Source organism: Saccharicrinis aurantiacus (assembly GCF_947489045.1).
Classification (GTDB): Bacteria; Bacteroidota; Bacteroidia; order Bacteroidales; family Marinilabiliaceae; genus Saccharicrinis; species Saccharicrinis aurantiacus.
In genome coordinates this window covers 1-13,349 of record NZ_CANLCN010000013.1, presented here as the reverse complement: position 1 = coordinate 13,349, position 13,349 = coordinate 1, and the positions used below count along the sequence as shown (strand labels likewise).

9 protein-coding genes are annotated in these 13,349 nt (G+C 37.2%); 3 read left to right on the top strand and 6 right to left on the bottom strand.

The features are described 5' to 3' along the window. Positions 1-5 precede the first annotated feature (5 nt). The 6 genes from QMO11_RS14685 to QMO11_RS14660 form a co-directional block, all read right to left on the bottom strand. Entirely contained in the window at positions 6-626 is a 621-nt protein-coding gene (locus QMO11_RS14685; protein ID WP_282037981.1) for a class I SAM-dependent methyltransferase, read from the bottom strand. Positions 627-813: 187 nt separating this feature from the next. Next, complete coding sequence (locus QMO11_RS14680) at positions 814-1,206, bottom strand: rhodanese-like domain-containing protein (protein ID WP_282037980.1); 393 nt, start codon at positions 1,204-1,206, stop codon at positions 814-816. 137 nt (positions 1,207-1,343) lie between these two features. Beyond that, positions 1,344-3,035, bottom strand: coding sequence for a sulfatase-like hydrolase/transferase (locus QMO11_RS14675; RefSeq protein WP_282037979.1), 1,692 nt, complete (start codon positions 3,033-3,035; stop codon positions 1,344-1,346). Positions 3,036-3,389: 354 nt separating this feature from the next. Continuing rightward, positions 3,390-5,081: a sulfatase-like hydrolase/transferase gene (locus tag QMO11_RS14670; protein WP_282037978.1), complete on the bottom strand. Its 1,692-nt coding sequence runs from the start codon at positions 5,079-5,081 to the stop codon at positions 3,390-3,392. Positions 5,082-5,275: 194 nt separating this feature from the next. Continuing rightward, positions 5,276-6,838 (bottom strand): sulfatase family protein, encoded by a 1,563-nt coding sequence (locus QMO11_RS14665; RefSeq protein WP_282037977.1) that lies wholly within the window; start codon positions 6,836-6,838, stop codon positions 5,276-5,278. Positions 6,839-6,866: 28 nt separating this feature from the next. Next, on the bottom strand, positions 6,867-8,705 hold the full coding sequence (locus QMO11_RS14660; RefSeq protein WP_282037976.1) for a sulfatase-like hydrolase/transferase: 1,839 nt from the start codon (positions 8,703-8,705) through the stop codon (positions 6,867-6,869). Between the two features lie 263 nt (positions 8,706-8,968). Between QMO11_RS14660 and QMO11_RS14655 the strand changes: the two genes are divergently transcribed. The 3 genes from QMO11_RS14655 (at position 8,969) to QMO11_RS14645 (ending at position 13,143) form a co-directional block, all read left to right on the top strand. Beyond that, on the top strand, positions 8,969-10,825 hold the full coding sequence (locus QMO11_RS14655) for a B12-binding domain-containing radical SAM protein (RefSeq protein ID WP_282037975.1): 1,857 nt from the start codon (positions 8,969-8,971) through the stop codon (positions 10,823-10,825). A gap of 11 nt (positions 10,826-10,836) precedes the next feature. Next, a complete protein-coding gene (locus tag QMO11_RS14650; protein ID WP_282037974.1) occupies positions 10,837-11,466 on the top strand; it encodes a GyrI-like domain-containing protein in 630 nt (209 codons plus the stop codon). A gap of 918 nt (positions 11,467-12,384) precedes the next feature. After that, positions 12,385-13,143, top strand: coding sequence for a DUF6261 family protein (locus tag QMO11_RS14645; protein WP_282037973.1), 759 nt, complete (start codon positions 12,385-12,387; stop codon positions 13,141-13,143). Positions 13,144-13,349 lie beyond the last annotated feature (206 nt).

Sequence of the window (13,349 nt, the reverse complement as noted above, 5' to 3'; positions counted from 1 at the left end):
TTTGTTTAATTAAGTCTGATCTTCTTGCCTATAAAACGTATCATTGAGCTTTCGCCCACATGTCCGAATCCTTCCTTTAAATGAGGGCGCTCTATTTTTAGCTCGATGAATTCGTAATTACTGAAATCAGTCTTAATTTCTTCTATCGAATACATCATATCAGCATCTGGTGGGCCACCAGCAGCAGGGTTCAGTTTATTAATCTCTCGATGTTCTTTGCTAAATGCATCAATAATAAAATAACCTCCAACTTTTAAATAGGAGTTTAACCTCTGATGCATTGCAGTTTTAATGTTTGGCGGGAAATGAACGGATGACATGCATATGGCATCAAATTCTTCAGCTTCATATTGTTCTTGCATAAAGCTTTGAACTGTGTAATCAACTTTTACTCCTTTTGATTGGGCCAACTTATCTGCTTTTTCTTTGCCTTTTATACTAAAATCGAAGGCGGAAACTTTCCAGCCAAGTTGCGCTGCAAACACTGAATTGCGACCTTCGCCCTCGGCAGGGAATAATATTTTTCCGGGTGTTAATTGTGGTAATACCTTTTGTACATATATGCTTGCATCTGTTCCGTAAGCAAATTCAGATTGACTAAAACGTTCGTCCCAAAATTCTTTCATAGTAATTAATAATTAGGTGTTTTGTTTTTTTACTTCAGCATTAAAACACTCTTCAACTTTGCTTGCTGACAAAGTAAGTTTTATTACGATGGTAAACTCTTTTTTCAACGGCATTATAAAGCGAAACTTTATCATCATCACTTAAGGTGATATATTGCTGACTGTTTTCAAATAGTTTTAGCATTTGCTAACAAGAGCATTTAAATTGTGAGCCGTCGGAAGCAGCGGATCCTTCGGTTGCGTAGCCATCAAACTTCCACCATTCAATGCCGCCAATTAATTCTTTTACTTTAAAACCTAATTTGGTCATATTTAAAGCACCTTTGGTTGAAGCATTACATCCAATTCCATCGCAATAGCAAACATATATTTTTGATTTATCAAGATGTTGGGTATTCTCCTTAGTCATCTCTTTGTGCGGAATATTAATGGCAGTTGGAATATGCTCTTTTTCAAAACCAAAAGCCTGACGGGTATCTATTGCAATATAATCAGAGCTGTTTTCAAAGGCTTGGTATAAATCGGATGAGTCCATTTCAAAAGCCAACTTATTCTCGTAGAATTCAATCTGTTTTTGCATAAAATGAAGTGTTGAATTAATAGCTAAAGGATTTGTAATATAAAAGGTTTGGTTCATTTATAAAAAAACTCAAAAAAAAAGGAAGAGCCAACTCCGTTGAGCTGGCCCTTCCTACACTTTAACACTACTTACTACTATTATTTTTTAGTATCCACATATGGCATTTCAAATTCTATTACTTCGTTAATATCGAAAGGTAAATCGCTTTCATTAAACGGAGCGTGATATAATGCTTCTGTTTCAGGTCTTACGTTTTCTATGCCTTGTAAAGGAATTCCTCTAGTTGCATCAGGTCTGTTCGGATATTTCTCCATAAACATTAAGTGACGCTCTTTCTGACGTTGGAACATACTTTTTGTATGGAATTGTTGTATCATTTCAGGATTCTGCTCACGTGGATCAGTGTATAAGTCGTAAAACTCAGCTCCCGATAATCCTGGTTCAGCATTTTTATAATCTTTCTTAAATCGGCCTTTTACACCAGCAGCTAAATTAGGCCCTTGGTAAATCATTACATAATCTCTGCGGCTATAACCATCACCATTTACTAATAAAGAAGTTTGATCAACACCATCAATTACTCGGTCTCTTGGTATATAGTCTGTAGCACCACCGATGCTTGCAAATGTTGTATATAAATCGGTTACGTGAATAATGTCTCCAACAATCTGTCCTTCTTCAATCATACCTGGCCATGTTGCAATACAAGGAACTCTTACGCCGCCTTCAGTTAAATCACCTTTACCGCCAGTATATAATGTTTCTACCATTCCTCTAGGTCCGTGGTGGGTAAATGGGCCATTATCTGCCATTATAATAACTAAGGTGTTTTCAGCAATTCCTAATGCTTCAAGCTCTTCATGTAACTCACCAATAAATTCATCCACTTTTACTAAACCTTCTTGCAATACATTTTTGTTTGCTGTTAGTTTTTCTGGAGATCTTACATCAGGAATAAATGACGTTACTGTTGGCCAATATGCTGTGTAAAAAGGTTTCTTTTCAGCTGCATTTTTTCTGATGAATTCGATGGTACGTTTTTCACACTCTTTATCAATATCCCAGAAGTTTGGTACTGCTGGAGGAGCTCCCCACTCATATGTTTTTCCGCCTTTGGTTCCTTCTAAAGTCCAAACGTACCCAATTGGTTGCCACGATTTGTCTATGTCGTAAATATCTTCACCATATAATTCAGGATACAATCCAGTTACTACATTATTAGCTTCAGCTTCACGAACCCACATACTAGGAACTTGGTTGTAAGGAGTAAAGAATGCTTCATCAAAACCTTGGTTGTGTGCATAACTCTCTTCTGTATCCCCTAAGTGCCATTTTCCGTAGAATGCTGTTGAATAACCTGCGTCTGATAAAACTTCAGCAATGGTTACTTCATCACCATCTATTCCTGAATTCTCTATAGGGAAACTTACTGTGTGCATCCCAGTTCTAACAGCATATCGGCCTGTCATGGCATCAGCTCTTGTTGGTGTACAACTTGGTTCGGTATACATACGCATCATGTTCATACCTTCTTTTGCCATGTTGTTCATGTTAGGCGTTTCAAAACCTCTTACTTTTTGTATTTCTGGTATACCTACTTCACCAACACCTGAGTCATCCCACATAATGTGTATAATGTTTGGTTTAGTACCATGTTTTTTCTCTAAAGCTTTTAGCTTTTTGTCGATTTCTTTGTCTTGCTTCTCCCAATCGTCACCATGTTGTTTTAATAATACATAGTGATCTGCATCGTGAATAATTTCTTGTGCCGTAATGTTTATTGTGAATAAACTAATAAGGGCTGCAACTAATAAATTTAACTTTTTCATAACGTTTTATTTTTGCGATTACATCTCTGTGATTAATTACATTACAAAGATGTTGGATTTGAGGCTCCTGTTTTATTCCACAAAGACATAGCAATAGCCCAAAAAGATGTTTAGTGCATTTTTGTGATAATAAGAAGTTTAGTTTATACCTTAATAGAGTATTTTGATATGAACTTTTACTTGTTGGTTAGAGTCTGAGAGAAGCGTTTTTAATTAAGGTTTGAGGCGCTGATTTAAGGGTGTTTTTCGCCATACAATGGTACTAGTACTAATCAGTGCTTTAGAAATCTAATAACAAAAAGAGCCAGCTCTGTTGAGCTGGCCCTTCCTACACTTTAACACTACTTACTACTATTATTTTTTAGTATCCACATATGGCATTTCAAATTCTATTACTTCGTTAATATCGAAAGGTAAATCGCTTTCATTAAACGGAGCGTGATATAATGCTTCTGTTTCTGGTCTTACGTTTTCTATGCCTTGTAATGGAATTCCTCTAGTTGCATCAGGTCTGTTTGGATATTTATCCATAAACATTAAGTGACGTTCTTTCTGACGTTGGAACATACTTTTTGTATGGAATTGTTGTATCATTTCAGGATTCTGCTCACGTGGATCAGTGTATAAGTCGTAAAACTCAGCTCCTGATAATCCTGGTTCAGCATTTTTATAATCTTTTTTAAATCGGCCTTTTACACCAGCAGCTAAATTAGGTCCTTGGTAAATCATTACATAATCTCTGCGGCTATAACCATCTCCATTCACTAATAAAGAAGTTTGATCAACACCATCAATTACTCGGTCTCTTGGTATATAGTCTGTAGCACCACCTATGCTTGCAAATGTTGTATATAAATCGGTTACGTGAATTATATCTCCAACAATCTGTCCTTCTTCAATCATTCCTGGCCATGTTGCAATACAAGGAACTCGTACGCCACCTTCAGTTAAATCACCTTTTCCTCCAGTGTATAATGTTTCTACCATTCCTCTAGGTCCGTGGTGGGTAAATGGGCCATTATCTGCCATTATAATAACTAAGGTGTTTTCAGCAATTCCTAATGCTTCAAGCTCTTCATGTAACTCACCAATAAATTCATCTACTTTTACTAAACCTTCTTGTAATACATTTTTGTTTGCTGTTAACTTTTCTGGAGATCTTACATCAGGAATAAATGACGTTACTGTTGGCCAATATGCTGTGTAAAAAGGTTTCTTTTCAGCTGCATTTTTTCTGATGAACTCGATGGTACGTTTTTCACACTCTTTATCAATATCCCAGAAGTTTGGTACTGCTGGAGGAGCTCCCCACTCATATGTTTTTCCGCCTTTGGTTCCTTCTAAAGTCCAAACGTATCCAATTGGTTGCCATGAGTTGTCTATGTCGTAAATATCCTCACCATATAATTCAGGATACAATCCAGTTACTACATTATTAGCTTCAGCTTCACGAACCCACATACTTGGTACTTGGTTGTAAGGAGTAAAGAATGCTTCATCAAAACCTTGATTGTGAGCATAACTCTCTTCAGTATCACCTAAGTGCCATTTTCCGTAGAATGCTGTTGAATAACCTGCATCTGATAATACTTCAGCAATGGTTATTTCATCACCATCTATCCCTGAATTCTCTATAGGGAAACTTACTGTGTGCATCCCAGTTCTAACAGCATATCGGCCTGTCATAGCGTCAGCTCTTGTTGGTGTACAACTTGGTTCGGTATACATACGCATCATGTTCATACCTTCTTTTGCCATGTTGTTCATGTTAGGCGTTTCAAAACCTCTTACTTTTTGTATTTCTGGTATACCTACTTCACCAACACCTGTATCATCCCACATAATGTGTATGATGTTTGGTTTAGTACCATGTTTTTTCTCTAAAGCTTTTAGCTTTTTGTTTATTTCTTTGTCTTGCTTCTTCCAATCGTCACCATGTTGTTTTAATAATACATAGTGATCTGCATCGTGAATAATTTCTTGTGCTGTTACTCCTAGAGTGAACATACTAATAAGAACTGCGAATAATAAATTTAACTTTTTCATGACGTAATATGTTTTGTGTTTAAATGTTGTTTTTAATTACATTACAAAGATGCAGGGTTTTGGAGCCCTATTTTATTCCACAAAGACATAGCAATAGCCCGAAAAGATTTTTAGTGCATTTATAATACAAATTGCCTTAAAAAAACAAATGCCGCACTGTAATAGTGCGGCATCATATTTATCGATTATTATTTCTAGTGTTTATTTTGTTTCTGTTTTTCTTTTCTTTTTTGAGTTGCTTCTTTAAGCACTTGCTCATAATCGCCCGTTAGGTAGGGCTTTTTTTCTTCAGCACTTGCGTTTCTATCAAATAGGATGCTGTACTTTTGGTAGTCGTTATAATTAACAGCGCCCTTGCTTATTTCCTGCACTTGTTTATCGTATTGTTGGCGCATGGAGTTAAGTTGATTCTTATGTTCAGGATTCTTAACTTCATTCTTCATTTCAAGTCTATCTTTGCCCACAAAAAAGAGTTCTTCGGTGGGTTTCATCTTTTCATTCTCGTATTGCCAGTAAATGTACTTCCAATCTTTTGAAACCACAGATATGGATTGAATCTCATCATTGCCCCACATGTTAGTTAAGGTTATGGTTTCGCGCTTAAACTTATTGGGATTATTAATTAATAGGTTTAAATCTTTGCCATCCATATTATCAGGAGCTTTTATGCCGGCGTAGCTTAATATGGTAGGAGCAATGTCTATATTAGCAGCTACCGTTTCACGTTTCATACCTCTTTTGTTTTCAGGAATACGCGGATCGTAAATAACACAAGGCGATTTAGAAGCCTCTTCGTAAGGTAAAACTTTGCCACCAAAATTATGGGCACCACAGCTATAACCATTATCGCTGGTAAAAATAATTATTGTATTATCAGCCACACCTTGTTCTTCCAAGGCTTTTCTAATCATGCCTAAAGCATAATCTACACCATGTATTAATTGATTATAGGTACGCATAGCTTTTTGATACGATTCTTCGGATTCGCGCCAAAAATTATAAGCATTGTATTGACGCCCCGATTTGGCCTGAGGAGATAGGTGTGTTGCATTTTCGGCACCGTAATTCGCAGGTTTCTCAAAAACCTTATTGGCATATACATCGTCAAAATACTTATCAGGAGTAAATGGAAGGTGTGGCGCCTTAAAACTTATGGACATGCAAAAGGGTTTGCCTGATTTTTTGGCATCCGTTATAAAATCGTTCGCCCAAGCCCCATAAGCTCTAGTACTATGCGGGTATTCATCAGCGTACTGTGCAATACGTTCGTTTTTGGCAGTTTTGTAATTGGTTTGTCCAGGGCCACCTCCCCATCTATCATAAGCATCAACAGGCATTACCTCCCACGATTTATCGTCCCAACTATCGCCATCAGAAACTGCCATTCCAAACTTGCCTGCAAAACCCGTAAAATAACCTTCTTTGCGCATTATTACAGGAAAGGATTTTTCGAACTTATCCTTATGTAAGGGGCCGTGCATAAAATTACAACCCGTTTTGTACTCATACATACCTGTTATCAGGCAAGCCCTGCTAGCCATACATATTGAAGTGGTATTATAGTAATTACTAAACATTACGCCTTCGCTAGCCATTTTATCAATGTTAGGTGTAATTACCTGATTGTTACCATAGCATCCTGTGGCAGCACTAGTTTGATCATCGGATAAAAGAAATACAATGTTTGGCCTATCTTGGGCACTTAATACATTTAGTAATAGGGATAAAGTTAAGATTGCTATATAAATACGTTTCATAATTGTCTACTTATTAATTTTGGTGGGTTTATTTTTTAGGGATGATTTTCTTTGGGATGTTTAGTTTTTTATCATCGGCACCCAATGCAAAATCACTTTTTACCCATTGATTTTCTTTTTTCCAATCGCATTCTACTCGGCCATCGCCCAATACAATATTACCCAATTTGTTGCGGAAGAAACTAGCCAGTTGTTTGTATTCTTTTTCGTAGGCCACATTAGATTGTTCGTTAGCATCCACTCTTAAATCGTATAGTGCCATTTCAACTGCTTTGGCATCGGCAGTTAATGCCCATTTTAAATTTACACCCATGGTTTTGGTATTGGGTTTGCCATTTGTTTTTTTTACGCGCATCGAAAAGGCAAAATCTTCGCAACGTATGTAAGCTCTGTCGCCATATACGTGGTTCATCTCACCCAGAATGTATTGACGTGGTTTTTTCTTTCCGTTTACGGTTTCTGCCAAATCGTATCCATCTAAATAATCGTAAGTTTTTGTATTTACATCGATGCCTGCGGCGGCAAAAAAGGTTGGCGCAAAATCAACAAACTCAACGTAGTTATTTACCACTTTACCAGCAGGGAATTTCTTTTTGTCTGATGCAACTGCAATTACCGTGGTGTGGTTCGACTTATCGTATGGTCCAAATTTGGCACTTATGCCTTGCTCACCTAAATGCCAGCCATGATCGCCGCAAGCCATTACAATAAGGTACTCTTGCTTATTATCGGCACAGTATTTCTTAAACGATTTTACCGATTCTCCAATTAAAGAATCGCCATAGGCACAAAATGCGTAATAGTCTCTCACCAACTGTTGCTTTTCATCATCATTCATATCATCCACTTTCATTTTATCGTAAAGTTTCTGAAGTTGAGTCGGTAGTTTCTTTAATTCAGCTTTATCAAAATCAGGTATCTGATATACTTTATCTTTAAAACGCTCGCGGAATGAATGCGGAGGAAGGATAGGAGAATGCGGGAAGTGATATCCTAAATGGATGAATTGAGGTTCGTTAGTTTTTGGACCTTGTAAATTTGTGCCATCAACGGCTGTATATGATTTGTTGGCATTATTTAAATAATTTTGGAAAGCAGCAGTGATTTGCCCATCGAGCATTTTATCGCCCGTAAGCGGACTCACTCCTCCTAAAATCATATTAGATTGTGAACGGGTGTAAGCTCGCAGTACATCCTGATCTGTATCTACTTGTTTCTTTAATGCTTTATCCTCATCTGTTAAAACTGCATTCTTACGCTCGTGGTAAATTGTTTTTTTCGATCCATCGGGAAAATACCAAACTTCGGCTTTACCGGCATCAGCCCCTTTGCCGTTAATTGTGGCATTGTAAAAGTCGGTATGCCCTTTGCGTTTTAAGTTGTTTTTTGCATCCACCACAGTGTTATAAAAATCGGGCGATGTCCACGTTAAACCATTCTCCCACTCAAAAATATAAATGCCACTTTTACCCATACGAGCGGTATTGTAGCCTTGCGTTTTCATCACTTCAGGAATTACCGGATTATAGTGTTTGGCTTTGGTATGCGTTTGCTCAAAACCATAAATACCTGAGTGGTGTGGGTATTTTCCGGTGTGCATTGATCCGCGAGATGGGGCACAGGCCGGGGAGTTACAGAAGGCTTTGGTGAAAATAACGCCTTCTTTAGCCAGCGCATCAATATTGGGTGATTCAACATATCCTAGTTTACTTTCTTTAGTTCCAGTATTGGCTTGGTTAAAACAAGCTAAAGCATCAGCACGTTGGTCGTCGGTTATAATCCAAAGTATATTGGGTTTGCTATTTTGTGCAAATGCTGAATTCGTAATTATTAATGCGCTAATTATAAAGAGGAATAGTTTCTTCATATCTATTTTTACTTGGTGATTGATTGAATTTAATAGTGAAGATGAAATTAGAATTTATACCCTAAAATAATCGGGTGTAAAAGCTTAGTTAATTAGTGTGCTTATGGGGTATCAGGGGGTAATTACTGAGAAGGACAAATAAGTATTCATCTTTTCGGATTAAAAACTATCATTCAGGGTAATTAAGTTTAATTTTGTGGCGCATCCATGTTAATATCCTGAGTAAATCAACACTCAATAGTTACAAAATAGCATAATTAAAAATGAAGATACTTTTAAATTGCTTACCTCCAGTAGATACGCAAAGTCCATCAATTTCGCTATCCATATTAAAATCGTTTCTTCAGCAAAAGGGCTTGGAAGTAGAGCTTAAGTATTGGAATTTTATGCTGTCGGTGATGTCTGATTATATCGAATCGGAAGAAGAGGCTATTGACGAAGAAACAGAGGTGAAGATTTTACCTTTCTTATCCATATTAAATGATATGGAAGGAAATGCCAAAGGCAACAAAAGAATAGAATCGTTATTATATCAGTTAAAACCCGAAGAGAAGTTTTACGATCCAGCATACTATTCCAACTTTTTGGAGGAGAAGAAAAAGGAGATTTTTGCGGTAATTAATGCCGAATTAGATAAAATGGATTTATCAGAACCTACTGTGTTTGGCTTTAGTGCCAAATATAATCAGTGGATTCCAGGAATGGTGTTGGCGGCCGAAATTAAAAAGCGTTCTCCGCAATCGAAAATAATAGTGGGCGGATTTGGAAATTTTGAGGTGGCTAAGGAAGCCATGAATCTTTGTGCCGATTTTGATTTTACCACTTGGGGCGAAGGCGAATATCCCTTGCTCAATTTTATGGAAGAGATACAGACGGAGCATCCCAATTTTTCTCAAGTATCGCGATTAGCCTATAGAGAAGGAGCGGAGATAAAGAAGTCGGGCTTGGTTAAAAGTGAGTATCTCGATTTTAAATCGTACCTATATCCTGATTACAGCGATTATATGGCAAGTTATCCCGAGCAGGATGAACTGGATCAGGTTAACTTCCCCATTAATACCATACGATCGTGCCACTGGTTAAAGTGCAAATTTTGCGATTTTAATAAGGGCTACAAATTACGGATGCGCACCCCCGAATGTATCCTAAACGAAATAGAGTTTTATACCAATAAGTATGGTATTTCATCGTACAACTTTGTGGATAGTGACACCTTTGGCAACTTGGCTCATTTTGAGAAATTGTTAGATTTAATTATTGATTTGCGCTACCAAAACGAAGTGGATTATGTGTTTTGGGCTGAGATTATCCCCAATAAGGAGTTTAGCGCTTCCTTGCTTAAGAAAATGACCATTGCTGGATTAAAGAATATATTTATAGGTTACGATGGCTTGTCGGATACGCTCTTGAAAAAGATGAATAAGAAGAACGATTTTGCCGATAATATATTCTTTGTGAAACACTCCATTAAAAACGGAATTGCACCTTTGGTAAATGTAATTAAACATGTACCCGGCGAAACCGAAGATGATGTGCGCGAGTGTATTGATAATTTGCATTACCTGCGTTTCTTTTATAACGATAGCACGGTATCCTTTTCGCATACCTACGTTGAGTTGGTTCTGTCTTCTATGTCGAAGTATTATGCCGAGTTGCCCCAAGATCAAGTGGCCACTTATAACGATGATGATTTATCGTATTTGATGCCTGATAAATACTCTAATAACGAGCAACGTTTTCATTTATTCAGGTTTAAGGCCGATGTACCTATCAATAATAAGGAGTGGAAAAAGTTAATTGACATTGAAGATTATTATAAAGAGAATACCTTTAGATATAAAATACAAACTCACAACGAGGTGCTTTATTATACCGAGTATTGTAACGATAAAGAGATTGAGAACATGGTATTGGGTAAACCCGAGTACATACAAATTTTACAAATACTTGAAGATAAAACCCACTCCTTTGAAGAGTTGTTTGCTAAGCTCACTGCAATTAATAAAGCTGTTGAAAGCGACTATATTATCAGTTTGTTAGAGAATTTAAAAAACTCGCATCTCGTTTATTTTTGCCAGGATATGAGTAATATTGTATCAGTAATACATTTGAATAATTAAACCCAAGTATGATGACCAAGCACGAATGGAGAAAAACGGAAAAGGAATTTTACCTACCAAAAGCAAAACCTCAATTGCTAGATGTACCTGCATTTAAATTTGTAACTATTTCAGGAGAAGGAAATCCCAATGGTGAATTGTTTAGCGAGTGCATAGGCGCGCTGTATGCCGTTTCTTATGCCATTAAAATGACCCTTAAAAAAATGGATGCTAAGCCTGATGGATACGCTGACTTTACCGTTTATCCGCTCGAAGGCGTTTGGGATTTAAATGAAAAGGCCCGTAAAGAATACGATGGAACATTTAATAAAGACGATTTGGTTTTTAAAATAATGATTCGTCAGCCCAATTTTGTAAGTGAAGCATTTTTTAAGGAGATGTTAGCACTTACCCAACAAAAGAAACCTCAAGAGCAGCTGAATAATGTAAAGTTCGAAACCATTTCAGAAGGAAAATGTATTCATATGTTGCATGTGGGTAGTTACGATAACGAACCTGAAACCTTTAAAATAATGGAAGAATTTACAGAGCGTGAAGGTTTAAAGCGAATTTCAAAAACACACCGCGAGATATATTTATCTGATTTCAGAAAGGTAGCTCCCGAAAAGCTAAAAACCGTACTAAGATTTAAGGTGGAGTAAAGCGGTGCGTTAGTATTAAGTTAGAAATATGGAAAACTAAATGGAGACGAAATTAATACAGGTAGAAATTTACAGTCTCTTGCTGTAAATAAAACTTTGTTTTAGCGTATGGCTTCCAAAGCCATCGAAATGCTCATTTACGAGAATGAACTGCGTTTTCGCTCCATTTTACACCTTAATTATTGTGTGCGATTGCGCTTTATTCAGAGCCTTCGCTAATACATTGACCCTTTAGGTATTAGTTTTTATCGTCTAAACATTATATATTCGGTATAGATATTAACTAATCTAATACCCTAAATGAAATCTATTTTTTGCCATGCAGCCCTTCTGGCTGTTGTTCTACCCATATTTAATACCAAAGGCAGTATTTGCAACACATGCTTGTGTTGTAATCAATGCGCTAGCATAAGCTTACACCCTGCGCCAATAAATGGTTTAACGCAACAAAAGCAGCTCAACACCCCTGTTTGTGCCCTTGAGGTGATGGAAATTGACCTCGCAATACCTGCGAGCACCATTTCGAACGTTCAAAATCTATTCGCAACACCTGCAGCATGTAAAAGCAAAGTTCAAATTCTATTCGCAAGGCTTGCGGCATTCAATTTGAAACTTGGTTTTGCAAGGCGCAACACCTGCGAGGTGTTTTTCAAGGTTCCTTTTTTTACGAGCAGCACTTGCGAGCTCTATTCTGAATCTTGAAAATTAACAAGCAACACCTGCGAAATGCCAAAGCAACATTCATTAGGCATTAAACAAGGCTTGCGAGCTAAAAAGCCAATGTCCCTTTTTGAATAAGCAACACTTGCACACTCTTATTTTATATGGTGAATACAGTATAAGAGCATTGAATAGCTTCTACAGGATATCTTAAAAATAAATACAAAACAGCTTTAACTAATTTTTTTTAAACTCAGAATGGAAAACAATCAAATCAGCTCTTTATTAACGAGCTACATTAAAATGGATGAAGTAAATGACCTTAGTAACTCAACGGTAACTAGTGTACGCCAGTTTTTAGAGGGACAGGAAACGCCCGATGCCCATTTACTTTCTTTTACTGATAAGTTAGATGCCGAGAATGGCCTATTAACCCAGTCTTTATTTCAAGAGCGTAAACTGAATGATACAAAACGAGTGCAAGAGTTAGATGGTATCAGAGATAACTATTGTACCACCTTTTATGCTATTGTAAAAGCGCATATTGGCTCGCCAATACTAGAGCAAGCAAAAGCTGCGGAGCATATTTATCAAATACTTAAAAACAATGGCGGTAATCCATCGCGTTTATCGCTCGAAAAGCAAAGTGCTGTAATGAATTCGATGTTTGCAGCCATTGATGCTGATGGTTTAGAATCAGTGGAAACACTATGCCTAACACCTATTTATAATGGCATGGTTAAATCGCAATCAAATTACAAAGAGAGCGAATTGGCTCGAAGTGTAAATAAAGCGGCCAGAGATAAGGCAGAACCAGCTGGTGAAGTGGTAAAGCGTGTGTTAAATGCTTTTGAAAACGTGGTGAATTACCTGAACTTAATGAACAACCTTTTACCCGATACCTACGGAAGTACGGCTGAGGTAATTGATTCTTTAATTGATGGTATTAACACCAAGATACGAACCCGGAATACCAATGCTCAAAAAGAAGAAGTGCAAGCGGCATCGCAGAACTAAGATGCTGCCATAAGCCCATAAATAAACCCGAAGTACAAGTTAAAAAGCTGTCTTGTACTTCGGGTTTTTGTTTTTTAGAAAAAGAACCCATCGCTCGTGCGCGAATCCTTTCGCGTTCGGATTACTAATTAAGCGCCTCGTCATTCCGAGCCGCCAACCAATAAAAATTAGCCATAATGAGTTGATGACAGGGATCAAGCCACTTG